This window comes from Geomonas sp. RF6, assembly GCF_021044625.1.
In the GTDB taxonomy this organism is placed as follows: Bacteria; Desulfobacterota; Desulfuromonadia; order Geobacterales; family Geobacteraceae; genus RF6.
In genome coordinates this window covers 3,490,098-3,515,923 of sequence record NZ_CP087999.1, presented here as the reverse complement: position 1 = coordinate 3,515,923, position 25,826 = coordinate 3,490,098, and the positions used below count along the sequence as shown (strand labels likewise).

13 protein-coding genes are annotated in these 25,826 nt (G+C 64.1%); 4 read left to right on the top strand and 9 right to left on the bottom strand.

Going from position 1 to position 25,826, the window contains the following annotated elements; translation table 11 throughout:
* Nucleotides 1-172 precede the first annotated feature (172 nt).
* The 4 genes from ppk1 to LPW11_RS15105 all read right to left on the bottom strand — a co-directional run bounded on the left by ppk1 (nucleotide 173) and on the right by LPW11_RS15105 (nucleotide 4,312).
* The gene (gene ppk1, locus LPW11_RS15120; RefSeq protein WP_230994710.1) at nucleotides 173-2,467 is read right to left on the bottom strand and encodes a polyphosphate kinase 1; all 2,295 of its coding nucleotides are present in this window, start codon (nucleotides 2,465-2,467) and stop codon (nucleotides 173-175) included.
* A 115-nt stretch (nucleotides 2,468-2,582) separates the two neighbouring features.
* Nucleotides 2,583-3,269 carry a PilZ domain-containing protein gene (locus LPW11_RS15115; protein ID WP_230994709.1) on the bottom strand — a complete coding sequence of 229 codons (687 nt, stop codon included), beginning with the start codon at nucleotides 3,267-3,269 and terminating at the stop codon, nucleotides 2,583-2,585.
* Between the two features lie 246 nt (nucleotides 3,270-3,515).
* A complete protein-coding gene (locus LPW11_RS15110) occupies nucleotides 3,516-3,746 on the bottom strand; it encodes a YMGG-like glycine zipper-containing protein (protein WP_230994708.1) in 231 nt (76 codons plus the stop codon).
* 104 nt (nucleotides 3,747-3,850) lie between these two features.
* Nucleotides 3,851-4,312 (bottom strand): hypothetical protein, encoded by a 462-nt coding sequence (locus LPW11_RS15105; protein WP_230994707.1) that lies wholly within the window; start codon nucleotides 4,310-4,312, stop codon nucleotides 3,851-3,853.
* A gap of 306 nt (nucleotides 4,313-4,618) precedes the next feature.
* On the opposite strand from LPW11_RS15105, the gene treZ reads away from it, so the two are divergent.
* From treZ to treS, 4 genes are all read left to right on the top strand, one after another.
* Nucleotides 4,619-6,475, top strand: coding sequence for a malto-oligosyltrehalose trehalohydrolase (treZ, locus tag LPW11_RS15100; RefSeq protein WP_230994706.1), 1,857 nt, complete (start codon nucleotides 4,619-4,621; stop codon nucleotides 6,473-6,475).
* Between the two features lie 107 nt (nucleotides 6,476-6,582).
* Entirely contained in the window at nucleotides 6,583-9,543 is a 2,961-nt protein-coding gene (gene treY, locus LPW11_RS15095) for a malto-oligosyltrehalose synthase (protein WP_230994705.1), read from the top strand.
* Between the two features lie 634 nt (nucleotides 9,544-10,177).
* The gene (locus tag LPW11_RS15090; protein WP_230994704.1) at nucleotides 10,178-12,154 is read left to right on the top strand and encodes an alpha-1,4-glucan--maltose-1-phosphate maltosyltransferase; all 1,977 of its coding nucleotides are present in this window, start codon (nucleotides 10,178-10,180) and stop codon (nucleotides 12,152-12,154) included.
* A gap of 145 nt (nucleotides 12,155-12,299) precedes the next feature.
* On the top strand, nucleotides 12,300-15,629 hold the full coding sequence (gene treS, locus LPW11_RS15085; protein WP_230994703.1) for a maltose alpha-D-glucosyltransferase: 3,330 nt from the start codon (nucleotides 12,300-12,302) through the stop codon (nucleotides 15,627-15,629).
* A gap of 77 nt (nucleotides 15,630-15,706) precedes the next feature.
* Here the strand turns inward: treS and LPW11_RS15080 are convergent, their stop codons facing one another.
* The 5 genes from LPW11_RS15080 to LPW11_RS15060 all read right to left on the bottom strand — a co-directional run bounded on the left by LPW11_RS15080 (nucleotide 15,707) and on the right by LPW11_RS15060 (nucleotide 25,792).
* Entirely contained in the window at nucleotides 15,707-16,153 is a 447-nt protein-coding gene (locus LPW11_RS15080; RefSeq protein WP_230994702.1) for a hypothetical protein, read from the bottom strand.
* Between the two features lie 84 nt (nucleotides 16,154-16,237).
* Nucleotides 16,238-17,704, bottom strand: a complete 1,467-nt coding sequence (locus tag LPW11_RS15075; protein WP_230994701.1) for an efflux transporter outer membrane subunit — start codon at nucleotides 17,702-17,704, stop codon at nucleotides 16,238-16,240.
* A 557-nt stretch (nucleotides 17,705-18,261) separates the two neighbouring features.
* A complete protein-coding gene (locus LPW11_RS15070) occupies nucleotides 18,262-21,387 on the bottom strand; it encodes a multidrug efflux RND transporter permease subunit (RefSeq protein WP_230994700.1) in 3,126 nt (1,041 codons plus the stop codon).
* Nucleotides 21,384-24,485, bottom strand: coding sequence for an MdtB/MuxB family multidrug efflux RND transporter permease subunit (locus tag LPW11_RS15065; protein WP_230994699.1), 3,102 nt, complete (start codon nucleotides 24,483-24,485; stop codon nucleotides 21,384-21,386). The genes LPW11_RS15070 and LPW11_RS15065 overlap by 4 nt, the downstream gene beginning before the upstream one ends.
* Nucleotides 24,482-25,792 (bottom strand): MdtA/MuxA family multidrug efflux RND transporter periplasmic adaptor subunit, encoded by a 1,311-nt coding sequence (locus tag LPW11_RS15060; RefSeq protein ID WP_230994698.1) that lies wholly within the window; start codon nucleotides 25,790-25,792, stop codon nucleotides 24,482-24,484. The genes LPW11_RS15065 and LPW11_RS15060 overlap by 4 nt, the downstream gene beginning before the upstream one ends.
* Nucleotides 25,793-25,826: the final 34 nt, after the last annotated feature.

Here is a 25,826-nt window from a genome sequence, read left to right as displayed (position 1 = left end):
CACCCCCTCGCGGATGACGGAGGAACGATTCCCCCGCCCCAATGAAAACGGTGAGGCACGCCAGCACATGAGGACATTTCGGCAGCAGGGGGAGAAACTTGAGGGGAAAGGGGGGGGGACGCTCCCCTCCCCCGCAGACGGTGGGGGAGAGGTGCCGGGTCTCGCGGGAAGGCTACAGCGATATCCCTTCCGCGAGGCGGTTCTTTTTCTGCTTCTGGGCAGCCTTCACCCGCTTCTGGGCGAGGGCGATCAGCATCTGCTGGCAGCCGTCAGCGTGCTCCTCGCTCTGGGGGGTGCGCTGGAGGTAGCTCCCGTCCGGCTGCATGTCCCAGGCGGAGCGCTGGTCGGCGTCGTGGGCGGCGAAGATCAGCGCGATCTCCCGGGTGAGTTCCGGAGCTGTCACCGGGGAGAGTATCTCCACCCGCGCCTCCAGATTGCGCTTCATGGCGTCGGCCGAGGCGATGAAATATTCTTCCTGTCCGCCGTTTCTGAAGTAGTAGATCCGGGAGTGCTCGAGGAAGCGCCCGACGACGCTCACCACGCGGATGTTGTCGGAGAGCCCCGGTATCCCCGGGCGCAGCCGGCAGGTGTCGCGCACGTACAGGTGCACCTTCACCCCCGCCTGGGAGGCGCGGTACAGCGCCTTCACGATGTCGCCGTCCTCCAGCGCGTTCATCTTGAACCGGATCGTGCCCTCCCCCTTTTCCGCGTGCAGCGCCATCTCCCGCTCGATATTGGCAAGGAGCGCCTTCTTCAGGTAGCGGGGGGCGGGTGCCAGGGCGGAGTAGTTGCGTTTTGCGGTGAAGCCGGTGGTGAGATAGTTGAAGAGCTCGGTGACGTCCTGACCGATCATGCGGTCGCAGGTGAAGAGCCCGAGGTCGCTGTAGATGCGGGCGGTGTCGGTGTGGTAGTTCCCGGTGCCGATGTGCACGTAGCGCCGCAGTCCGGTGTAGTCCTGGCGCACCACCAGAATGACCTTGCAGTGCGTCTTTAAGCCTACGACGCCGTAGGTGACGTGGATCCCCGCCTCCTCCATCCGCTCCGCGAGGAGAATGTTCGCCGCCTCGTCAAAGCGCGCCTTCAGCTCCACCACCACCGCCACCTGCTTTCCGTTTTGCGCGGCGGTGATGAGGGCGTCGATGATGCGGCTCTTCTTGGAGGTGCGGTACAGGGTCATCTTGATCCCCAGGACCTTCGGATCGGTCCCCGCCTCCCTCAGGAAGCGCTCCACCGAGGTGGAGAACGACTCGTAGGGGTGCTGCAGGAGGATGGAGCCGGCATCGCGGATGGTGTGGAAGATGTTTCGCGCCGGCGGGATGCGCGGGTGGTCCACCGGGTGGTGCGGCGGATCGTGCAGGCGCGGGTAGTCGAGGGAGGCGATCTCGAAGAGGTCGCGCATCGAAAGCATCCCGGAGACCTCGAAGACGTCGCTCGCCTCGTCGAGCTCAAACTCCGAGGCGAGACGCCCCCGGTGCAGGGGGACCATTCCCGCGCCGACCTCCAGCCGCACGATGGGGGCGAATTTTCGCTCCTGCAACTCGGACTCGATCATCGCCAGGAGGTCGTCCGCCTCCTCCTCGTCCCTCTCCGTATTGGCGTTCCGGGTGACGCGGAAGATCTCGCAGGCGACGATCTGCATCCCCGGAAAGAGCATGTCCAGGTTGTGCATCATGAGCTCTTCCAGGAGGATGAAGTGGTCCAGTTTCCCCACCCTCAGAAAGCGGGGAATGCCGTTTCCCACCGGAACTTTCACCCGCGCGAGGGAAAGCTCCTCCGTCTTCGGGTGGCGCAGGGTGACCAGGAGGTTCAGCGAGAGGTTCGAAATGAAGGGAAAGGGGTGGGCGGGATCGATCGACTGGGGGGTGAGGAGGGGGTAGATGTTCTCGTAGTAGAGCTCCCGCAGGCTCCTCTTCTCCTTCGCGGTGAGGGCATCGTAGGGGTGGATCACGATCCCTTTCTGCTCCAGGAGGCGGAAGACCTCGTTGTAGGCGTCCCGCTTCTGGGCGTGGAGCTCGCGCAAGACCCCCTGGCACTCGCGCACCTGCTGCAGCGGCGTGCGCCCGTCGAGGGTCAGTTCCTTCACCCCCGCAGCGACCTGCTGCTTCAGACCGCCGATACGCTTCATGACGAACTCGTCGAGGTTGCCGCTGACGATCGCCAAAAACTTCACCCGCTCCAGGAGCGGGGTGCGTTCGTCCTCCGCCTCGTGCAGCACGCGCCGGTTGAACTGAAGCCAGGTAAGCTCCCGGTTGAGATACCACCGGCTGTCGGAGAGGTCGAAGGCCGGTTGCGTCTGCGCCCCTCCATCCTTCTTCTGTTTCCCCTTCACTTTCCCCTTTTTTATGGGCTTTTCCGGGGATCCCTTCGCCGCACCCGGGGGTGCCGCTTCCGCCTTGCCGCTTTTGCCGTCATCCTTGCGCGACACGTCCCGAAGGACGACGCGCGCCGCCGTTCCCTTGTCTTGCACGGAGTCGCTCCAGTCCTGCTGCTGTAATTTCCGCCCTCTCCCTCTGACTGAGGGAGAACTCTAAGATATCACAAGATCGATATGTCGCAGCAAACGGGATGAAATATGGGGGGGGTTACCCGCGGCTGAGTTCCGCGACCTCGGCGCTCTGGGTTTCGGAGAGACTCTCGAAGCAGACGCCGACCCCGGGGATGGAGCGTCCGGAGCCCCAGGGGATGGACCAGCAGACCCTGCAGCGGATCGGGGCGGGATCGTCGAAGCCGGGGAAGGAGAGCCACACGGTCTCCCCCTTCGCCAGCGGCACCGTGGTGTGGACGAAGGCGCCCCCTCTGGAGAGGTTGACGGTGAAGCTCTTCGCGCTCTCCTTCTCGGAGAAGGTTTCAGCGACGCAGAGATAGACGCTCAGGCAGATAGTGGTCCTGTGGTACTTGCGCAGCGAACGGGGGGGGAAATTCCTGCACCTGTGCTCGACGAAGTAGCGCAGCGACGCTTCGCTGTCGGAGACAAAGGACTGCTCCAGGAGACTCAGGTTGATCTCCTTCTTGCGACCGTCCCATTTGACACGGATGGAGGGGTACAGGTTGATGCAGTCGTAGGCGATGAGCTTCTCGTCCTTGTCGCTGCGCACGAGCGTCAGGATGTCGATGACGACGCCGCTAAAGGCCCTCTCGATGGAGAGCTTCAGCGCCTCCCCGAAGGAGGAAGCGACCTCGTACCCGACCCCGATCCGGCAGAGCGCTTCCTCGTAGGCGCTGCGCGCGTCTTCCCCCTTCACGACCAGCAATATATTGGTATCTGGCATAGAAAATCCTTACTGGAGTCACGGGGCCCAAAAGGCCCCTCGGTCACCCGCCGGGACGGGTGCTGCCAGCTTCTGCCAGCGACGCTAACTATCAGTGCACGTCGTACACTATTCTGTTGTCCTATCGGAAGTTGCACGGTCCATCTTTAGCGTTTTCTTTCCTGTCCGGCACGGAAAAGGGCCCGCTCCGGTGGAGCGGACCCTTCTGTGTCGCTGCCTCCGTTTTACCCCCTTCAGTACGCCCCGTCACCTCTTGTCGTGCTGGCCGCCGACGATGTAGCCGCCGAGCGCTCCCGCGGCGCCACCGACTGCCGCGCCGACCGCGGGGCTTCCCCCGGTCACCGCACCGAGGAGGGCGCCGCCACCCGCGCCCATCGCGCCGCCGCTCAGGGTGCTCTGCTGCCGCTGCGACATTCCGGTGCACCCGCAGGTTACCGCCACTACAAGTATCAGAAGGGATCTTTTCGCCGTTGTCATACATCGTCTCCTTGTGTAGAGACCGGACCCGCCCCCCTACGGCGGCACCCGACTCACCCCGTCAGCGCCGGAGCCGCGGGGGTGTCAGTCTCGCCCACACCGGGCTATCTGGACTGGTCAGTCTCCGGGTTTACCGGCTGGTCCGCTATGCCTTGCTTGAGCTTTGGCTTCACCATCTCCCGCCAGATCACCTTCATGACCGGCGTGTCGAGATTCTGCGGATGGTTCCGGTAGTAGTTGTCAATGCCTTGAACGATGGAGTCCATCGGCACCCCTGTCAGCCCTTCGGAGAGCTTCTCTGTAAAGTCGCTCCGTTTCAGCTCCGGATGCTTTTGTACCACGTGCTTCTCGACCGTGACTACATGGCCGATGCCCCAGATAAAGGCGGTCTTTGAGTCGCTGCTCATCTTCTGCCAGAGTTGCCCTGTCAGAACCGGCATCTCCATCGCTCTGTCCCTGACCATACCGTCTGCATTTTCATCGGCAGAGACCGTCGTTGTGAAGCCTGTAAGGGATGCACAGAGTGCCAGCATTAAAACGTAGCGGCCTATCTTATCCATTCTCATTATTACACCTCCACCCTGTCCTGTGAGAAAGATACAATACTATTAAAATATCATGCCGCTACACTGTGTCAAACCGCTCGTATGGGAACAGTATCCTATAACATTGTGCAAAAAGTAAGGAGATTCACATGCCAGATACAGAAAAATGAGGGGGGATCGTCGCCTACTCTAAAAGAGCGCTCCCCGAAGGTGTAGCGCCGGGTGCAGTTTGACTGCCCTTGGATGTTAAAGTATTTTTATAAGAGAGAGTGGGAATCGGCACAGAAAGAGTCGCGCGGAGTCTCCGGAGGAGGAAAAGGTACCACTATGGCAGAAAAGGCGCGCATTACCGGGATTGGGGCCGAGGTACTGGCGGACGGCGGCACCCGCTTCAGGGTGTGGGGCCCGAAGGCGGAGGGGATGAGGCTGAGGGTCATAACCGGCGGCAAAGAGGATACGCGGGAGATGGAGCCGGAAGAAAACGGCTACTACACCGTGACATTGCACGATCTCCCTCCGGGGTCGCGTTACCTGTTCCTGCCGCAAGGGAAGGAGGCGCGCCCCGACCCCGCATCGCGCTTCCAGCCGGAAGGGGTGCACGGCCCCTCCCAGGTCGTCGACCCGAACCTCTTCACCTGGCACGACGAGGGGTGGCGGGGGATTTCCCTCGAGGAGTACGTGATCTACGAGCTCCATGTCGGCACCTTCACCCGTGAGGGGACTTTCGCCTCCCTCATCCCGCGCCTCGACTACCTGAAGGAGCTGGGGATCACCGCCGTGGAGCTCATGCCGGTGGCGCAGTTTCCCGGGAGGCGCAACTGGGGGTACGACGGGGTATATCCCTTCGCCCCGCAAAACAGCTACGGCGGCCCCGAAGGGCTGCGCCGGCTCGTGGACGCCTGCCACGCGAAGGGGCTCGCCCTTGTCCTCGACGTGGTGTACAACCACCTGGGTCCCGAGGGGAACTACCTGGAAGAGTTCGGATGGTACTTCACCGACAGGTACCGGACCCCCTGGGGGAACGCGCTCAACTACGACGGCCCCTTCAGTGACCCGGTATGCGACTACTTCATACAGAACGCGCTGCACTGGATAAACGAGTACCACGTGGACGCCCTGCGGCTCGACGCGGTGCACGGCATCTTCGACTTCGGCGCCCGCCCCTTCCTCCTGCAACTGGCCGAGGCGGTGGCGGAGAATGAGAGGTCGACCGGGAGGAAAAGCTATCTCATCGCCGAGAGCGCGCTAAACGACGTGCGCATCATCCACCCGCCGGAGCGGGGAGGGTTCGGCGTGCACGCCCAGTGGAACGACGACCTGCACCACGCGCTGCACGCGATCCTCACCGGCGAACGCAGCGGCTACTACGAGGACTTCGGCTCCTTCACGCAGCTGGCGAAGGCGTACAGCGAGGGATTTGTCTTCTCCGGGGAGTATTCCCCCTTCCGCAAGAGGCGCCACGGCAACTCCAGCAGGGACATCGCGCCGTCGCAGCTGGTGGCCTTTTCGCAAAACCACGACCAGGTCGGCAACCGCATGACCGGAGACCGTCTCTCCTCGTCCCTCACCGGCGACCAGCTCACCCTCGCCGCAGCGGCAGTGATCCTCTCCCCCTTCATCCCCCTTCTCTTCATGGGGGAAGAGTACGCCGAGCGCGCCCCCTTCCAGTACTTCGTCGACCACGGCGACCCGGCCCTCATCGAGGCGGTGCGGAAGGGGCGAGCGGAGGAGTTCGCCTGCTTCTCGTGGCAGGGAGAGGTGCCGGATCCGGAGTCGGAGGAGACCTTCCTGCGCTCCATGGTGGACGTGGAGCGCAGGAGAGACGAGAGGGAGGAGCGGGTCCTCTCCTTTTACCGCAAGGCGCTGCAACTGCGCCGCACCATCCCCGCACTGCGGGACCTCTCCCGCGAGGGGGTGGAGGTAATTCCCCTGGAGCGCGAGCAGGTACTCGTCCTGCACCGGAAAAGCGGCAGGAGCGAGGCGTGCGTCCTCCTTTCCTTCTCCTCGAAAGGGGAGGAGGTGGAGGTCCGGCTGACGCAAGGGACGTGGCAGAAGCTTCTGGACTCGGCAGCGCCGCAGTGGGGGGGGCGCGGCGAGATAGCCTCCCGGGAGGTGACGGCGATGCAGGCGGAGAGCCGCCTGAAGGTTGCCCCATTCTCGGCCCTCCTCTACTGCAAGTACTGATCCTCCTCCCCCCGTTGCACCCCGCCGGGATCGACGGGGACGGGCTGGAGGGGTATCCCGACCGGTGCGGCAGCCGGGAAGCTCGCGGCAGCCGACGGTGAAGTCATATGGATGGAGATCGACCACGACCACGGATTCCGGTTGCCACCTACCGGCTCCAGTTCAACAAGGATTTCGGCTTTGCCGCCGCCCGCGACATACTCCCCTACCTGCGCCGCCTCGGCATCACCGACGTCTACGCATCCCCCTGCTTCGCGGCGCGCAAGGGGAGCGGCCACGGCTACGATGTCGTCGACCACGGCTCGCTGAACCCCGAGCTCGGGAGCCGGGAGGATTACCTCTCCTACTGCAGCGAACTGCAGCGCCTCGGGATGGGGCAGATCCTCGATTTCGTGCCGAACCACATGTGCATCGAAAGCCCCGGAAACCGGCTGTGGCAGGACGTCCTGGAGAACGGCCGCAGCTCCCCCTACGCCTACTTCTTCGACATCGACTGGGAGCCGGTGAAAAAGGAGCTGTGGGGGAAGGTCCTCCTCCCCTTCCTCGGCGACCAGTACGGCACGGTGCTCGAGCGCGGCGAACTGGTCCTCTCCTTTGAAAACGGCGCCTTCCTGATCCGCTACTACGACGCGGTAGTCCCCCTCGAGCCGACGACCTGGCTGCAGATCCTCAAGTACCGTCCCGAGCAGCTGGACACCCTCCTGCACCGGGAATCCCCCGCGCGGCTGGAGTTTCTGAGCATCATAACCGCCCTGCAGCACCTCCCCCCCCCCACGGAGCAGGACCCGGACCACCGGGAAGAGCGGTACCGCGAGAAGGAGATCATCAAGAGGAGGCTGCAGGACCTCTGCGCGCAGAGCCCGCAGATCGCCGATTTCCTTGGCAGAAACATCGCCGCCTTCAACGGGACCGTCGGGACCCCGGACAGCTTCAACCTCCTGGACGCCCTCTTGCGGGAACAGCCGTACCGCCTCTCCTTCTGGAGGGTCGCCACCGAGGAGATAAACTACCGCAGGTTCTTCGACATAAACGGGCTCGCGGCGATACGGATGGAGGATGCAGCGGTCTTCAGGCACACCCACGAGCTCCTCTTCCAGCTCATCCGCGACAGGCTCGTCACCGGACTGAGACTCGACCACCTGGACGGGCTGTACGATCCCGCTGCCTATCTAAAGAGGCTGCAGCGCGGGTGCTTCGTCCAGCTGCGCCTTGCGGCCGACGGTGGCTCCGAGGAGGCAGAGCTCGTGGCGCGCCACGGGAAGGAGTTCGACGCCCTCCTGGAGGAGCACCCGCACTACCACCCCTTCTACGTCGTGGGGGAGAAGATCCTCCTGGAGGGGGAGCGCATCCCCGACGACTGGCTCCTCACCAGCACCACCGGCTACGATTTCGCCGAGAACTTGAATGGCGTCTTCATCGACGCGGCGGCGGCGAGGGCCTTCGACCGGATCTACTGCAGGTTCGTGCGGCGCCCCCTCTCCTTCCGCGAGGTGAGCTACCGCACGAAAAAGCTGGTGATGCAGGTGGCAATGTCCGGCGAGATAATCACCATGGGGCACCACCTGAGCACGATCTGCGAGCGCGACCGCGCCACCCGCGACTTTACCCGGGCAAGCCTTACCCGGGCGCTGATCGAGGTCATCGCCTGCTTCCCGGTCTACCGCAGCTACACGAGCTCAACCTCGGTGCGGGAGACGGACAGCCGCTACATCGAGGAGGCGATCGACAATGCCCGGCGCAAGAACCCCGCGCTCAGCCGGGCGGTCTTCGACTTCCTGCGCGCGATTCTCCTCCTGCACTTCCCCCCCTACGCCACCGAGGCGGACCGCTCCGAGTGGCTCCACTTCGTCATGAAGTTCCAGCAGATCACCGGTCCTGTCATGGCGAAGGGGGTGGAGGATACCGCCTTCTACCTGTACAACCGGCTCGTCTCGCTAAACGAGGTCGGTGGCATGCCGGAGCGCTTCGGGAGCGGGATCGAGAGCTTCCACGGCGAGAACGTCGCCCGCCTCAGCACCTCCCCCCACGCCATGATCACCACCTCCACCCACGATTCGAAGCACGGCTCCGACTTCCGCGCCCGCATAGATGCCCTCTCGGAGTACCCGCAGCAGTGGCAGAAGGCGCTGACCCGCTGGAACCGGATGAACCAGGGTAGAAAGCCGGTCGTAGAGGGGCAGCAGGTCCCGGACCGCAACGAGGAGTACCTCCTGTACCAGATCCTCCTCGGCGCCTGGCCGCCGGAGGGGGACGGCTGCGGGGAGGAATTCAGGGGTCGCGTGAAGGGATATCTCACGAAGGCGCTGCGCGAGGCAAAGGCGCACTCCAGCTGGATCAGCCCGAACATCGCGTACGAGGAGGCGCTCTCCCGCTTCGTCGACCTCATCCTGACAGAACGGGAGGAAAATCCCTTCCTCGGCGAGTTCAGGGTCCTGCAGCGGCAGATCGCGCACTGCGGCCTCTTCAACGCCCTCTCCCAGACCCTCCTGAAGATGACCTCCCCCGGAGTCCCCGACTTCTACCAGGGGAGCGAGCTGTGGGAACTCACCCTCGTCGACCCGGACAACCGACGGCAGGTCGACTACGGGGTGCGCAGCGAGGCGCTGGAGCGGCTCGTGGCACGCGAGGGGGAGATCGGAGCAGCGGCTTTGGTGGAGGAGCTTCTGGCCTCCCGGCACGACGGGCGCCTGAAGCTGTACCTCATCCACCGGGTGCTCTCCTTCCGGGGGGAACACCGCGCACTCTTCGAGAGGGGTGAGTATCTCCCCCTGGAGACACGGGGAGAGAGGGGGCGACACATCTGCGCCTTCGCGCGCACCTGCGGCGGGGAGTGGGGGATCGTCGCCGTGCCGCGCCTCGTTTCGGGGCTCACTCCGGAACCGGGGAGCGCGCCCCTCGGAGAGGGGGCGTGGCTCGATACCGCCATCACCCTCCCGGCAAACGCCCCCACCCGCTACCGGAATGTCTTCACCGAAGAGACCGTGGAGGCGGAGCCGAGGGAGGGTGAAGCGCTCCTTTCGGCGGCAAAGGTTTTTGCGCGTGGGCCTGTGGCACTTTTGGCACAGTGACGGTAGGCTTTTATAGTGGGGTGACGCAGTCCTCCGTCCCAAAAGGAAATCCCCCGGTCCCCCTTCACAAAGGTTCATCCGGAATTCTGGGGAAGCCGTAGTTTGTCATAATGAATCGCAGGAGGGCCTCGCGTCCCCCCCTTTGCGAAGGGGGGACAGGGGGGATTTAGCTTTCGTTGGCAGTAGAGCCGGAATCGTTTCGACAGTAAGCGGTTCATTGTGAAGCTGAAGGTGCTGCGGTCCTATCGACCTCAATCTCCGCTGTCCTTCGGCAGCAAAGAGATCAGCAGATGGGGCCACTCAATTTCGTCGTATGTGGAGATCAAGACGTTGCCGGGCGCGAAGATGAGACCACAGCAGTTGCTCATAGCAGCTTGCTTTATGACCGTCTTCAACTGGTCAGGGATGACAAGGCAAAGGCAAATCCCCCCTGGCCCCCCTTCGCAAAGGGGGGAACGAAGTGGCCTGGCCTCCTTGCTGAAGGGCCGATAGATACCGGTTCCCCGGAATTCCCGGAAGAACCTTCGCAAAGGGGGGGAACGGGAGGGGTCCTGCAGCCGGTTTCCGGCGATATGCATCAACGGGGCCCGCAACACCCTCCCGTCAAGGTTCGACGGCAGAAGAGGGAGAAGATATGAACGAAGACGGAAGAGTTCGTGTGGTGATAGAGGGAGTGGCACCGGAGATCGACTGCGGGCGGTACCCGGCGAAGCGGATCGCGGGGGAGAAGATGACCGTGCAGGCGGACATCTTCAGCGACGGCCACGACGAACTGGACGCCCGTCTCCTCTACCGGCGCGACGGCGACGACAGCTGGAGCGAAAGCCCGATGGAGCGGATCGGGAACGACCGCTGGGAAGGGAGTTTTCCCCTCCCCTTCGCGGGGAGCTACCACTACACCGTCGCGGCGTGGGTGGACCACTTTCGCACCTGGCAGAAGGAGCTGGTAAAGAGGGTCGCGGCGGGGCAGGACCCGGCGCCGGAACTGGTGATCGGGGTAAAGCACCTGGAGCACGCCCTGGAGCACGGTTCCGGTGACGCGGTGGTCAGGCTGCGGACCCTGATCGGGGAGGTGAAGGGGCTCTCGGACCCGGCGGCGGCTTTCAGGCGCGCCACAACAGAGGAGGCAGCGGCGATCTACGACGCCTGCTCCGGGCGGGCCCACGCGGCGCGCTACGGAAGGGAGCTGAGCGTCACCGTCGACCGCAAGAGGGCGCTCTTTTCCACCTGGTACGAGTTCTTCCCCCGTTCCACCTCACCGGAAGGGGGGCACGGCACCTTTCAGCAGGCAAGCCAGCGCCTTCCGGAGATAGCGGCGATGGGGTTCGACGTCGTCTACTTCCCCCCCATTCACCCCATCGGCGTCTCGCACCGGAAAGGGAGGAACAACTCCACAGTCGCCTCCCCCGATGACCCCGGAAGCCCGTGGGCCATCGGCGCGGCGGAAGGGGGGCACAAGTCGATCCACCCGCAGCTCGGGACCATGGAGGATTTCCAGGCTTTCATCGCGAAGGCCCGCCAGCACGGGATCGAGGTGGCGATCGACATCGCCTTCCAGTGCTCCCCCGATCACCCCTATCTGAAGGAGCACCCCGAGTGGTTCCTCTGGCGCCCGGACGGCAAGGTGCAGTATGCGGAGAACCCGCCGAAGAAGTACGAGGACATCGTCCCCTTCCACTTCGAGACGCCGCAGTGGCGCGAGCTGTGGGAGGAGCTAAAGAGCATCATCACCTTCTGGATGTCGAACGGGGTGCGGATCTTCCGGGTGGACAACCCCCACACGAAGCCGTTCGCCCTGTGGGAGTGGATCATCGCGGAGGCGCGCAAGGTTTCCCCAGACGTCATCTTTCTCGCCGAGGCGTTCACGAGGCCGAAGGTCATGCACCGCCTGGCGAAGCTCGGCTTCAGCCAGTCGTACACCTACTTCTCCTGGCGCACCACAAAGGAGGAGCTGGAGACGTACCTCATGGAGCTCACCCGCGGCGAGGCGCGGGAATTTTTCCGCCCGAACTTCTGGCCGAACACCCCGGACATCCTCACCGAGTACCTGCAGTACGGCGGAGAGCCTGCCTTCAAGATCAGGCTCGTCCTCGCAGCGACGCTGTCGGCGAGCTACGGGGTTTACGGTCCCCCCTACGAGCTCTGCCTTTCCGAGGCGGCGCCGGGGAAAGAGGAGTACATCGACAACGAGAAGTACGAGATCAAGGAGTGGGACGTGCAGAAAGGGAGGGCTCTCAGGGAGCTCATGACGGAGGTGAACCGGCTCCGGAAGGAACATGCCTGTCTGCAGCGCACCGACAACGTCACCTTCTATCGCTCCGACAACGAGAACATCATCTGGTACCGCAAGGCCCTCGGCGACGACATCCTCTTCATCGCCGTCAATCTCGACCCCTTCCGCAGCCACAGGGGGCGGCTGCAGGTGCCGATCGAGGAGTTCTCCATCGCGCCGGGGCAGCACTACCTGGTGCAGGACGTATTGAACAAAGACCGGTTCATCTGGCAGGGTGAAGTTGTTACGATAGAACTCGACCCGCGGACGCAGCCGGCGAGGATCTTCCGCATCTGCGCGCCGATGCGCCGGGAGCTGGATTTCGACTACTTCTACTAGGAAAGGACCCCATCCCCACCCTGTCCTTCCCCTTGAAAGGGAGGGGACGGTGGAAGCTGTGCAGCCTGAAGACGATCTGCGTCGTCGATGTAATCATCGGAGGCAGGAGGGAACCGACAAGCGCTAACGCGGGAGAGCTACTACCATGCCCGACAGAACCGACAAGAATCCTCTCTGGTTTAAGGATGCAGTCATATACGAGGTGCACATCAGGAGCTTTTACGACAGCAACGGTGACGGCATCGGCGACATACGCGGCCTGATGAGCAGGCTCCCCTACCTCAGGGATCTGGGGGTGACCGCTGTCTGGGTCCTCCCCTTCTACCCTTCTCCGCTGCGCGACGACGGCTACGACATCGCGGATTACTACAATATAAATCCCGACTACGGCACGCTGCGCGACTTCCAGGAGTTCCTCCGGGAGGCGCACCGGATGGGGATGCGGGTGATAACGGAGCTGGTCCTGAACCACACCTCGGACCAGCACCCCTGGTTCCAGCGGTCGCGCAACGCAAAGCCGGGCTCCAGCTGGCGGAACTTCTACGTGTGGAGCGAGAACCCCGACAAGTACCTCGACGCCCGCATCATCTTCAAGGACTTCGAGTCCTCCAACTGGTCCCGCGACCCGGTGGCGAAGCAGTACTACTGGCACCGCTTCTATGCGCACCAGCCCGACCTGAACTACGACAACCCCGCCGTGCACAAGGCGATGTTCAAGGTACTCGACTTCTGGCTCGGCATGGGGGTCGACGGTCTCAGGCTCGACGCGGTCCCGTACCTGTACGAGCGGGAAGGGACGAACTGCGAGAACCTCCCGGAGACGTACGAGTTCCTGAAGAAGCTGCGCTCGTTCGTGGAGGAGCGCTACCCCGACCGGATGCTTCTTGCGGAGGCGAACCAGTGGCCGGAGGATGCCGCCTCCTACTTTGGCGAGGGGCGCGCCTGCCACATGGCCTTCCATTTCCCCCTCATGCCCCGCATGTACATGGCGCTGCAGATGGAGGACTCCTTCCCGATCTCCAACATACTGCAGCAGACGCCGGAGATTCCGCCCGAATGCCAGTGGGCCCTCTTCCTCCGGAACCATGACGAACTCACCCTCGAGATGGTGACGGACGAGGAGAGCGACTACATGTACCGGGTCTACGCCCGCGACCCCAGGGCGCGCATCAACCTGGGGATCAGGCGGCGCCTCGCCCCCCTCATGGGGAATGACCGGCGCAAGATCGAGCTCATGAACGTCCTCCTCTTCACCCTCCCCGGGACGCCGATCCTCTACTACGGCGACGAGATCGGTATGGGGGACAACTACTACCTCGGCGACAGAAACGGCGTGCGCACCCCCATGCAGTGGAGCCCGGACCGCAACTCCGGCTTTTCGAAGGCGAACCCGCAGAGGCTGTACCTCCCGGTCATCATCGATCCCGAGTACCACTACGAGGCGCTGAACGTGGAGAACCAGGCGCGCAATTCCACCTCCCTCTTCTGGTGGATGAAAAAGATCATCGATCTGCGCAAGCGCTTCAAGGCCTTCGGCTGGGGGACGCTGGAATTCCTCGACATGGACAACCCGAAGGTGCTGGCCATGGTGCGGGAGTACCAGGGTGAGACGATCCTCGTGGTGGTGAACCTCTCCCGTTTCGCGCAGGTCATGCAGGTCGGTCTGCCGCGCTTTGCGGGGCTCGTCCCGGAAGACATGTTCAGCAGGAACCGCTTCCCGATGATCAAGGAGACCCCGTACGTGGTGCTGCTCGGTCCCTATGACTACCACCTCCTCCTGATGACCCGGGAGCGCGAGGCGGAGATGCCGACGGAGAAGGCGGGATTCCCGGAGATCCCCTGCCCCGGTGTGTGGCAAAACGTGCTGAAGGGGGGGGCACTGCGCCACCTCGAGCAGGTCCTCCCCACGTACCTGAAGAAGTGCCGCTGGTTCCAGGGGAAAGGGCGCAGCATCAGCAGGGTGACCTTGACCGACACCGCCCCCGTGCCGCTGGAGGAGAGGAACGAGTCGGGACTCCTCGCCTTCTTCGAGATAAGCTACGGTGAGGGGACCCCCGAGACGTACATCCTGCCGCTCCATTACCTCCCCCTCGACGAAGCGGAGGCGTTGCAAAAGGACACGCCGGAGGCCGCGATCACCAGACTGAGGATCGACAGCGGCGAGACGGGGCTTTTGTACGACGCCCTGTACAACCCGGCATTCCGCCAGGCGCTCTTTCACTTCATGGTGCGCAGAAGGACGCCGCGCAAAGGGGCGAAGATCTCCGGGCGCTGCACCCAGATGTGCAGCAGGCTCCTCGCCCAGCAGACCGCTCCCCTCCCCTCCCAGGTGGGGCGCGTCGAGCAGAGCAACAGCGCGATCCTCTTCGACAAGGTCTTCTTCTTCAAGCTGTACCGCCGCATCCAGGAAGGGGTGCATCCGGAGGTGGAAGTCGGCGAGTTCCTGAGCGAGAAGGCGCATTTCCCGCACATAGCGCCCCTTGCCGGGGTGATGGAGTACACGCGCCAGGGGATGGAGCCGGCGGCGATGGCGCTGATGCAGGGATTTGCCGCGAGCGAGGGGGACGCCTGGGGGTTCACGCTCACCGAGGTAAACCAGTATCTGGAGCGGGCGCTGGCACAGCGCGCCGAGGCGGAGAAGGCACCGCTCCTCCCGTCCCCGCCGTACCTGGCGGCCGGCGACCATGCAGCTCCGGAGATACTCGAGCTCATGGGCGGGTTCTATCCGGAGATGGTTTCCCTCCTCGGGAAGAGGACCGCGAAGCTGCACGTGGCGCTTGCAAGCGGACAGGAAGCGTCCTTCGCTCCGGAGCCGTTCACGCTCCTCTACCAGCGCTCCCTCTACCAGTCGATGCGCACGAGGGCGCACAAGACGCTGAACCTCCTGCGCAAGAACCTCGACAGGCTTCCGGAGGCGCTGCGAGCGGACGCAGACTCGGTCATCGGCGCGGAAGGTGAGATCCTTGAATTCTTCAGGGCGATCACCCTGCGGAAGTTCTCCGCCCAGAAGACCCGCACCCACGGCGATTACCACCTGGGGCAGGTGCTCTACACGGGGAACGATTTCGTAATCATCGACTTTGAGGGGGAACCGGCGAAATCGGTGAGCGAGAGGAGGATCAAGCATTCCGCGCTGCGGGACGTGGCGGGGATGGTGAACTCATTTTACTACGCAGCATATTCGGCGCTGCTGAAGTCGCAGATACGGGAGGAAGACATCCCTTACCTCGAGCCGTGGGCGGAAGCGTGGTACCGCTACAACGGCGCCGTCTTTCTCAACTCCTACCTGGAGTACGTGGGGGAAAATTCGTTCCTGCCCGAGGACCGGGATGAACTGGAGACGATTCTGACCTGCTTCATGCTGGACAAGGCGGTCTACGAGTTGGGGTATGAGCTGAACAACCGTCCGGACTGGGTGATGATACCGCTGCGCAGCATCATCGACCTGCTGAACGGTACCCGCAAGGAAGGATAGTTTTCCCCGTACCGCCGGCCCCTGTGAGAGTTGCAGGGGCCGGCGCGTTTCGATCTTTTCCCCGAACTGCTTAAAAGCTAGGGATTCGCAATGGTGTTCGTGGTAAAGGTCGTGGTGTAATCGCCGACCTTGATCTGGGTCGTCACCTGCCCGCCTACCGTCTTCGAGGGGGTATGCTCCACCTGCAGCGTCTGGTTCGGAAGGATGGTACCGGTGGTGCCGTTGAATCCGGCACCGGCGATATTGACCTTGCTGTCCGCACCGGGAGTGACATCGGTCACCGTAACGGTCCATCCGGTTGTCTGCGTGCCAGTCACCGTCACTGTATTGGACTGGCTCACCACTCCGGAGCCGGAAGCTACCGCCTGTGTAACCTCTGCAGGGGTGGTGAAGGTAAAGGCATTGGGGGAATTCCCCCCCGTCGTGCTGTTATTTTCCGGGAACCACTCCACGTCCCCGCACCCGAACATCCCCGCAACCAGCAGTGCGCCGGAAACAGCCACTATCAGCTTCTTCAATTTCACGAGTGTCCCCCTTCGCCCTCAAGCGTCATCGTTAATAGGCCCGGCATTATAGAGTAGTTCATGAGGCTGTGCAACGGATTCTGCCTACGGCCGGGCATTTCTGCCTTCAGCAGACAGGGTGCCGCTGCTCCACCCCCCCCCGAGCGCCTTCACCAGCCCGACACTGGCGGCAAGCCTTCTGCCGAGGATATCGACTGCAGCCCTTTCGTTGTTCAAGGCGGCGTACTGCGTCACCACCACGTTCAGGTAGCTGATGGTCCCTGCCCGGTACTGGTTCAGCGAGACGTCGACCGACTGGCGTGCGGCGACTACCGCGGCTTCCTGCACCTTTGCTTCCTCCTCCAGTACACGCAAGGCGACGAGGTTGTCCTCCACCTCCTGGAAGGCGACCAGGACGCTCTGCCGGTAAGCGGCGACATTCGCCTCGTAGGCGGCGACCGCCTCCTCGCTGCGGGCCCGGCGCAACCCTCCGTCAAAGAGTACCTGCCCGAGGCTCGTGCCGATCGACCAGAACCGGCTCGGCCAGAGGAGCCAGTCGGCGGCGCTCAGTGCCTGAAAGCCTGCAGAAGCGCTGATGCTGAGACTCGGAAAGTAGGCGGCTTTCGCGACTCCTATGTCTGCGTTGGCGGCCGCCATACGGCGCTCCGCTGCAGCGATGTCCGGTCTTCGCTCCAGGAGCTGGGACGGGAGGGCCACAGGGATGACTGGAAAGGTCGGCTTGAGCTCCTCCGCCTTGAGGGAGAAGGAGGCGGGGGACTTTCCGATCAGAAGCGCGATGGCGTGCTCCAGCTGGGCTCGCTGCACCTGCAGGTCGAGCGCCTGAGCCTTCGTGCTTTGCAGCTGCGTCTCTGCCTGGAGGACTTCCGCCCGCGCCGCGACTCCGCTGTCGTAGCGGTTGCGCGTCAGCTCCAGGGCTTTCTGGTAATTTGCCACCGTTGCGTCAAGGAGTCTCTGCTGCGTGTCCTGCACCCGCAGCAGGAAGTAGTTGCGCGCGAGCTCCGCCTGTGCGCTCAGGCGAACCGCTGCGAGGTCGGCTGCACTTGCCTCCGCCCGCCCCCGGCTCCCCTCCACCGCACGTCGCACGCGCCCCCAGATGTCGATCTCCCACGTCGCGTCCGCGGGTAGATTGAAGTCGGTGAAGGTGGCCCCGGCGCCTGAGCGTCCGGAGGAAGAGCCCCCGGGAGTGCGGGAGCGGGTCACGGACGGGCTCGTGGTGACGGTGGGGAAATAGCCGGAGCGCGCCTCGCGCACGAGGGCGCGGGCCTGGCGGAAGTTTGCCTCGGCCTCCTTGATGTTCTGGTTGGAGATCTCCACCTGCGACTCCAGGGCGTTCAGCTGCGGGTCGCCGAAGAGCTCCCACCACGTGCTGCTCAGGCCGGGGTCCCCCGGCTGCGCCACCTTCCACCCCTTCGTTTCCTTGAAGGGCGCGTCGGGGGGGTGCGTCTCCTTGTACTGCGTCGGCACCTCCGCGGACGGCTTCACGTAGTCGGGACCGACGCTGCAGGCGGTAAGCGCCAGGGCTGCCAGTATGGTAAGCAGGTTTTTTCGCATAAGTGCACCACCTTTACTGCTGCCCCTTCAAGGACTAAGCGAGGCTATTACGTCCCCCCCTTTGCGAAGGGGGGACAGGGGGGATTTGACTTGGCCAGCCGTCCTGCAAGGGTGCGCAACTGCTGTGGTTTCAACTATTTCTTTGATTCTGTTTGCAAAACCTGGTGGGGCCAATGTCGTTGATCTTTAGACTGCCGCAGCTGCGGTTCGACGACCGAGATGTGCTGTTAAACGGGCTGCGGTTCTGGAGGAGACTTGAAGATCAAATCCCCCCTGCCCCCCCTTCGCAAAGGGGGGAACGTGAGGCCTTCTGCAGTGCTTCGTGGCAATGTACACCACGCTGCCCCGGAATTCCCGAATAGACCTTCGCAAAGGGGGGAACGCGAGTTCGCGGCAGTGGCAACAACATGATCCCCGTCCATCTTCCCCCCTGCCAACGCCGTTCCTGTGGCGGCTTGCGTCACCATCGCAGGCAAGATGCCTGCGCTCCAGCGCGAGGTGACGCTGGTGAACCACAGGAAACAGCACTGCTTTTGCAGCCGATCTCCTCCCGTTCTCTACACCCCTGCCCGCTCCTCTTCATACTGCACCCTCTGCGGCCCTTTACCGCGCTTCTTCTCGATCCACAGCCGCAGCCGGTCCAGGTAGAGGTACACCACCGGCGTGGTGTACAGGGTAAGCATCTGGCTGAAGATGAGACCGCCGACGATGGAGATGCCGAGCGGGCGCCGCAACTCGCTCCCCACACCGGTCCCGAGCGCCAGGGGGAGCGCCCCCAGAAGTGCTGCCATGGTGGTCATCATGATCGGACGAAAACGGAGCAGGCACGCCTCGTAAATGGCGTCCCTCGGGCTCTTCCCTTCCTTGCGCTCGGCAGAAAGGGCAAAGTCGACCATCATGATCCCGTTCTTCTTCACGATCCCGATGAGCAGGATGACGCCGATGATGGCGATGAGGCTCAGGTCGGTCTTGAAGATCATCAAGGCGAGCGCGGCACCCACACCGGCGGAGGGGAGGGTGGAGAGAATCGTCAACGGGTGCATGTAACTTTCGTACAGGACACCGAGTACGATGTACACAGTTACCAGCGCCGCGAGGATCAGGAGCGGCTCGTTCGCCAGCGATGCCTGGAAGGCCTGCGCGGTGCCGGAAAAGCTCCCCCGCACCCCCGCGGGGAGCCCGACCTCGCGGGCCGCCGCCTCGATCGCCTTCACCGCGTCCCCGAGCGCGATCCCCGGTGAGAGGTTGAAGGAGAAGGTCACCGACGGGAACTGCCCCTGGTGGTTCACCGCGAGGGCGGTGGCTTTCGGCTCGTAGCGGGTGAAGGCGCTCAAGGGGACGAGCGCGCCGCCGGCGGCGGGGACGTAGATGTCCCTCAACGTCTCCGGCCGCTGCCAGAAGACCGGATCGACCTCCATCACCACATGGTACTGGTTCAGCTCCGTATAGTGCACCGCGACCTGGCGCTGCCCGAAAGCGTCGTACAGGGTGTTGTCGATGGTCTGCATGCTGATCCCGAGACGCGCGGCGGTGGCGCGGTCGATGACGAGGCTCGCCTCGCGCCCTTTGTCCTGCTGGTCGCTATTCACATCCGCCACTTGCGGCACGCCGCGCAGCTTGCGCAGGAGCTTTTGCCCGGTGCTGTTCAGGGCGTCCAGGTTGTCGCCGGTGAGGGTGTACTGGTAGAGGGCGCCGCTCCCCCTTCCACCGACGCGCAGGTCCTGCACCGGCTGCAGGAAGGTCGGCGCACCGGGGACGGAGGAGACCTTCGGGCGCAGCCTCTTGATAACATCAAAGGCGGTGGCGCTGCGCTCGGAGAAAGGCTTCAGGGTGATGAACATGCGCCCCGTGTTCGTGGTGGAGCCCCCTCCCCCGCCACCGCCGGTGAAGCCGGCGACGTACTCCACGTCCGGGTCCTTCTTTATTATCTCCGCCACCTGGGCGAGCTTCTGGCTCATCGCCTGGAAGGAGGTGTCCTGGGAGGCCTGGATGCTCGCCGAGAGCCGCCCGTTGTCCTGCTCGGGGAAGAATCCCTTCGGGATCTTCACGAAGAGGATCACGTTCACCCCCACTGTCACGAAGACGAGAAGGAGGGTGATGAGGGAGTGCCGCAGCGCCCAGGTCAGGGTCCGCTGGTAGCCGCTCTGCAGCCAGAGGAAGGAGCGCTCGCTCAAGCGGTAGAAGAAGCCGTTCTCCCCTCCTCTTTCAGGCTTCAGTATCGTCGCGCACATCATCGGTGTGACCGTGAGGGAAACCACGAGGGAGACGAGTATCGCCGCGGAGAGGGTCACCGCGAACTCGCGGAAGAGGCGCCCCACCATCCCCTCCATGAGGAGGATCGGGATGAAGACGGCGACGAGCGAAAGACTCATGGAGAGGACGGTAAAGGAGATGTCGCCGCTTCCCAGGAGTGCCGCCTGCAGCGGCGCTTTTCCCTCCTCCAGATAGCGGGTGGTATTTTCCACCACGACGATGGCGTCGTCCACCACGAAGCCGGTGGCGATGGTCAGCGCCATGAGGGAGAGGTTGTCGAGGGAGTAGCCAAAGAGGTACATGATGGCGAAGGTGCCGATGATGGAGACCGCCACCGCCACGGCGGGAATGACGGTCGCACGCACGTTCCTCAGAAACCAGAAGACGACGAGGATGACCAGGAGGACCGAGATGACGAGGGTCACCTCGACGTGATGGAGCGACCCGCGGATGGGAGGGGTGCGATCGAGGACGACGGAGAGGTCCACCGCGCCGGGGAGCGCCCCCTTTAGCTGCGGCAGGAGCGCCCGCACCCTGTCGACCGTCTCGATGATGTTCGCGCCGGGCTGGCGGAAGATGATCACCATGATCGCCGGCTTCCCGTTCACGATGCCCGCGGCGCGCACGTCCTCCACCGAGTCCTGCACGGAGGCGACGTCGGCAAGGGTGAGGGCGCTCCCGTTCTGGTAGCGCACCACAAGGGGGAGATAGTCCTTCGCCTTGTGCAGCTGGTCGTTCGTGCGCAGCTCCCAGCTTCTCGTGTCACCGGCGAGGCTCCCTTTCGGGCGGTTCACGCTGGTCGCGGACAGCATCCCCCGCACAAGCTCCAGGCTGACACCGTAGCGCGACAGGGCGAGCGGATTGAGATCGACCCTCACCGCGGGAAGGGAGCTCCCCCCGATGAAGACCTGCCCCACCCCCTCCACCTGCGAGAGCTTCTGCTGCAGGATCGTGGAGGCGAGGTCGTACATCTGCGGCTTGCTGACGGTTTGCGAGGTCAGTGCGACGATCATGATCGGCGCGTCGGAGGGGTTCACCTTCCGGTAGCTCGGGTTGCTCGGCAGGTTCGCGGGGAGGTAGCCGCGGGCCGCGTTGATCGCCCCCTGCACGTCGCGGGCGGCGCCGTCGATGTCGCGCGAGAGGTCGAACTGCAAGGTGATGCTGGTGCTCCCCCGGTAGCTCGTGGAGGTCATCTCCGTCACCCCGGCGATGCGGCCGAACTGCCGCTCCAGGGGAGCCGCCACCGAGGTCGACATCGTCTCCGGGTCGGCGCCGGGGAGCGCCGCGGAGACCGATATGGTGGGAAAATCGACCTGCGGCAGGGGGGAGACCGGGAGGAGGTTGAAGCCGATGCACCCCGCGAGGACGACCGCGATCGTCAGGAGAGTCGTGGCGACGGGGCGCCTTATGAAGACGGCGGAGATGTTCATGCCGGCGTCTGCCCCTCCGGCTCAACTCCCTTGCGGCCGTAGCGGCGCGCCACCCTGTCAAAGGCGAGGTAGATGACGGGGGTCGTGTAGAGGGTGAGGATCTGGCTGATGATGAGACCGCCGACGATCGATATCCCCAGGGGGCGGCGCAGCTCGCTCCCCATGCCGTGCCCGAGCGCCAGCGGCAGGGCGCCGAGAAGTGCGGCCATGGTGGTCATCATGATCGGGCGGAAACGCAAGAGGCACGCCTCGTAGATCGCCTGCTCGGGCGGCTTCCCCTCTTCCCGCTCGGCGGCAAGGGCGAAATCGACCATCATGATCCCGTTTTTCTTCACGATCCCGATCAGAAGGATGATGCCGATGACCGCGATGACGCTCATCTCGCTGCCGCAGATCATGAGGGACAGGACCGCGCCTGCGCCGGCGGACGGCAGGGTGGAAAGGATCGTCACCGGGTGAATGTAGCTCTCGTACAGCACCCCGAGGACGATGTACACCGTGATGAGCGCGGCGAGGATGAGGAGAGGCTCGTTCCTGAGCGACTCCTGGAACGCCTGTGCGGTCCCCTGGAAGGAGCCGCGCACGCTCGGGGGGAGACCCATCTCCCGGGTCGCCTCCTCGATCGCTGCGACGGCACCGCCGAGCGATACCCCGGGGGCCAGGTTGAAGGAGGCGGTGACGGCAGGGAATTGCCCCTGGCGATTCACCACAAGGGGCGTGGTGGCCTCGGTGGCGCGGGTGACCGCGCTCAGCGGCACCGCCCCCCCCTGCGCGCCCTTGAGATAGATGGAGTCGAGGCTTTCTGGCCCCTTGCTGAACGGCTCGTCCACCGCGAGGACGACGCGGTACTGGTTCAGCTCCGTGAAGATGGTGGAAATTTGGCGCTGACCGAAGGCGTCGTAGAGTGTGTCGTCGATCATCTGCGGAGAGATGCCGAGGCGCGAGGCGCTGCTGCGGTCGATGTCCAGCGCAAGGAGAAGCCCCAGGTCCTGCTGGTCGCTCCCAACGTCCGCGAGCTCGGGCCTCTCCTTCAGCGCCGCCACGATGCGCGGGGCCCACTCCTTCAGCTCCTGCGTGTTGGGGTCTTCAATGAGGTACTGGAACTGGGTCCGGCTGACCTTCGCGTCGACGGAGAGGTCCTGCACCGGCTGCATGTACAGCGTCACCCCCGGCACCTTGGCGAGCTCCGGCTTCAGGCGGCGGATGACCTCGCTCGCGGAGAGGTCGCGATCCTCCAGCGGCTTCAGGTTGATGAGGATGCGCCCGGAATTCAAGGAGGTGTTTACGCCGTCCACCCCGATGAAGGAAGAGAGACTTGCCACCGCCGGGTCCTTCAGGATCACGCGGGCGAGCTCGCGCTGGCGCTCCGCCATCGCCTTGAAGGAGACCGACTGCGACGCCTCGCTGATCCCCATGATGGCGCCGGTGTCCTGCACCGGGAAGAACCCTTTCGGCACCAGGATGTAGAGGACGACGGTGAGAAGAAGAGTGCCGACGGCGACCATCAGGGTCGCGGTCTGGTGCTGCAGGACGTAGGTGAGCGAGCGGCCGTAGCGCTCGATCATCCTCTCGAGGAAGCGTCCCGAGGCGTGGTAGAAGCGTCCCTGGCGCTCCTCGGGCACATGCCTGAGAAGGCGCGCACACATCATCGGCGTAAGGGTAAGGGAGACGACGGCCGAGATGAGAATGGTGACGCCGAGGGTGATGGCGAACTCCCGGAAGAGGCGTCCCACCACGTCCCCCATGAAGAGGAGCGGGATGAGGACGGCGATGAGGGAGACGGTGAGGGAGAGGATGGTGAAGCCGATCTGCTTCGCCCCCTTCAACGCCGCCTGAAGGGGTGGCTCCCCCTCCTCCACGTAGCGGGAGATGTTCTCGATCATGACGATGGCGTCGTCCACCACGAAACCGGTGGAGATGGTGAGCGCCATGAGGGAGAGGTTGTTCAGGCTGAAGCCGAGAAGATACATCGCCCCGAACGATCCGACGAGGGAGAGGGGGACGGCGACGCTCGGGATGGTGGTGGCCGGGAGGTTTCTCAGGAAGAGGAAGATGACGAGAACGACGAGCGCCACAGCCAGGAAGAGCTCGAACTGCACGTCGCGCACCGACTCCCGGATCGTCACGGTGCGGTCGCTCAGTACCTGGACCTTCACCGAAGCGGGAAGGGAGCTCTTCAGCTGGGGGAGGAGCTTCGTTATGCGATCCACCACCTCGATGACGTTCGCCCCCGGCTGACGCTGAATGTTCAGCACCACCGCCGGCGAGTCGTTCATCCACGCCGCCTGGTTCACATTCTCCGCATCGTCGATGACGGTGGCGACGTCAGTGAGATGCACCGGAGCGTTGTTTCGGTAGGCGATGACGAGGGAGCGGAAATCCCGGCTGGAGTAGAGCTGGTCGTTGGCGCCGATGATGTAGGCCTGGCGCGGGCCGTCGAAGCCCCCTTTGGCGAGGTTCACGTTCGCGGTGGCGATCGCTGCCCGCACGTCCTCCAGCGTCATGCCGTAGGAGGCGAGTGCGGTGGGGTTCGCGTGGATGCGCACCGCTGGGCGCTGCCCGCCGCTTATGGTGACGAGGCCGACGCCGGGAAGCTGGGAGATCTTCTGGGAGAGGCGGGTGTCGGCCAAGTCCTCCACCTGCGGAAGGGTGAGCGTGTCGGAGGAGAGCGCCAGGGTGAGGATCGGGGCGTCCGCCGGGTTCACCTTGCTGTACACCGGAGGATTGGGGAGATCGCGCGGCAGGAAGGTGAAGGCGGAGTTAATCGCCGCCTGCACCTCCTGCTCCGCCACGTCGAGGCTCAGATCGAGGGAGAACTGAAGGGTGATGACCGAGCTCGACTGCGAGCTTGCGGAGTTCATCTGGGTAAGCCCCGGGAGCTGTCCGAACTGGCGCTCCAGCGGCGCCGTCACCGAGGTCGCCATGACGTCGGGGCTGGCGCCCGGGTAGAAGGTGCGGACCTGGATGATGGGGTAATCGACCTGGGGCAGCGCCGCGACCGGGAGCTGCCGGTACGCCACCACCCCAGCGAGGATGATGGCTATCATGAGGAGCGTCGTGGCGACCGGACGCAGAATGAAGGGGCGGGAGATATTCATCGCCCCGCCCCGTCAGCGCTTCTCGTCGGACCTGCAGGACCGGTGCCCTGTTGCCGCCCCTGCCCCTCTCCCCCTTGACCCGTTCCCCCCTTGTTTCCCCCCTCGCCGGGACCGCGTCCCGTGTGCGGCGTCCCCTGTCTCAGCACAACCTTGCTCCCTTCACGGAGCCGTTCGGCCCCCTCCACCACGACGAGCTCCCCCTGCGCCAGCCCCTGGGCGATCTCCACCGTGTCCCCCTCGCTCTCGCCGAGGGTCACGGGACGCACGGAAACGGTATGGTCGGGACGCACGAGATAAAGGAAGGTTCCTTGCGGGCCGCGCTGGACGGCGGCGGAGGGGACGGTCACCACCCCCTGCCGCGTCTCCAGGAGAAGGCGGGCGTTCACAAACTGGTTCGGAAAGAGCTCGTCATTGGCATTGGCAAAGAGCGCCTTCAGCTTCACGGTGCCGGTCGCCGCGTCGATCTGGTTGTCTATGGTGGCAAGCTCGCCCAGCGCAAGACGCTGGCGTTGCTCCCGGTCGTACGCCTCCACGGCAAGGCGCGCCCCCCCTTTGAGCTTCGCGATCACCTTCGGGAGGTGGTCTTCGGCGACAGGGAAAACGACGCCGGCCGGCTGCATCTGGGTGATGACCACGAGTCCCGCGGCGTCCGTGGCACGCACCAGGTTTCCCACGTCGACCTGCCGAAGCCCCACCCTCCCGGAGATCGGGGCCGTGATGCGGCTGTAGGTGATCTGCAGGCGTGCGTTGTCCACCTGCCCCTGGTCGATCTTCAGCGCCGCTTCCAGCTGGTGCACCAGCGATTCCTGGGTGTCTACCTGCTGCCTCTGGATGGAATCCTTTGACCAGAGCTCCTGGTAGCGGGCAAGGTCGAGCCGCGCGTTGCGCAGCAATTCGCGATCCTTCGCGAGCTGCCCTTCCGCCTGCGCGAGCTGCACCTGGAAGGGACGTGGATCGATGAGGGCGAGGAGATCGCCCCGTTTCACATTCTGCCCCTCGCGGAAGCGCACCTCCATGAGCTGGCCGTCGACGCGGGAGCGAACCGTTACCGTGTTGAGAGGAATGACGGAGCCGAGGCCGTTCTGGAAAACCCTGATCTCCCCTTTCGCTGCGGGAATTGCCAGCACGGAGGTGGGAGGGGGCGCCCCTTTGGCGGAACTCTTCTCCCCTTTCTTCCCGGGGGCGAGGTAGAGGTAGCAGCCGAGCGCGACCGCAAGGAGAAGAAGAACCAGCGGCCACACCGTGCGCCGTTTCCTTTCCTGCGGCAGATCCCGGCTCTCTTCCTCTTCTGCTGTATTTCTAGTCACGCGGTACTCCGATCGTAGCTGGCAAGGTCGGCGG